This window comes from Pseudanabaena sp. 'Roaring Creek' (genome assembly GCF_001402795.1).
In the GTDB taxonomy this organism is placed as follows: domain Bacteria; phylum Cyanobacteriota; class Cyanobacteriia; order Pseudanabaenales; family Pseudanabaenaceae; genus Pseudanabaena.
Genome location: NZ_LIRE01000618.1, coordinates 1 through 1,044 on the forward strand (window position 1 = coordinate 1; position 1,044 = coordinate 1,044).

The 1,044-nt window shown below is 42.0% G+C and carries 1 protein-coding gene; it reads right to left on the minus strand.

What is annotated here, in order from left to right:
* Nucleotides 1-1,026, minus strand: a 1,026-nt coding sequence (locus AC805_RS16820) for a cache domain-containing protein (protein ID WP_269433601.1), incomplete at its 3' end; no start/stop codon positions are given.
* Nucleotides 1,027-1,044: the final 18 nt, after the last annotated feature.

Consider the following 1,044-nt stretch of genomic DNA (forward strand, 5'->3'; position numbering starts at 1 on the left):
GGGTACGACGATTATACTCAGCCAGTCAATCCCATGCTCGTCGCGAATATTGGAAACTTGTACGAGCTGTCTTTGGTTGTTTAGCGTAAATTCTAGTTGCTGACTTTGGGTGATTTCGTTAAAGCTACCGAAGCGTTCGAGTAAAACCTTCGATGTCCCACTAATTACTAAGCTGTCCGCTTTTACGGCGGGAATTTGTTGTAGTTCCTTTTTCTGATTATCAATAGTGTAAGTCTGCTCGATAGTGGAGCTAGCAATCAAATTGCCCGAGCGATCGATAATAAATGTCTGTCCTGTCTGTCCTACTTTGAGATCGCTCAAAAAATTGTGAATTGTGTTTAATCGAAAGCTATTGTAAACGACTCCAAAAAACACATGATTTCTATCGTAAATTGGTAGAGAGATAGTTATGAGTGGGATGGGCTGAATATTGCCGAGAAATGGTTTAGAAGTCCATATCGGCTTGCCTGCTTTCTGAGCAGCCTTATACCAAGAGCGATTCCTTGGATCGTAGTTTTCCAGAGTCCTTATCAGAGCGATTCTTTCGCCTCGTTCATTAAGTTCGTATATTTTCCGCTGTGGTAGGCTTTCTCGATCGGCAATGGTAGAGGTAATATATTTACGGCTAATCTCCAAATTCTTTTCCTCTTCTACGCCAACTCCAATACTAGTGCCATCGGAAAAGCCAATTAGAGCAAATTGAATCATATCTTTGCTGGCTAAACGCCACAAAGCTCGTTCTAGTTTATGGGGAATAGATAGGTCAATTTGCTCTTCTCCAACCACCACCGCTATGGTTTTTCCAGTGACATAGGGTTTTTCCAAGTAGGCAAGCACTTGTAAATTGATGCGATCAGTTATTTCTTGACGTAACTGGCTAGAAACATCATTGACTGCCTTCTGTCCATTTCGTAGTGATAGATATCCCGTCAGTCCAACGGCGGCAAAGATTTGGAGCACAAAGGGAACCACTAATACGAGCTGTAACGGCAGAGCTTTAGCTGATTTGACGCTAGACTTCATCATGGTTCGATTAGTAAATTA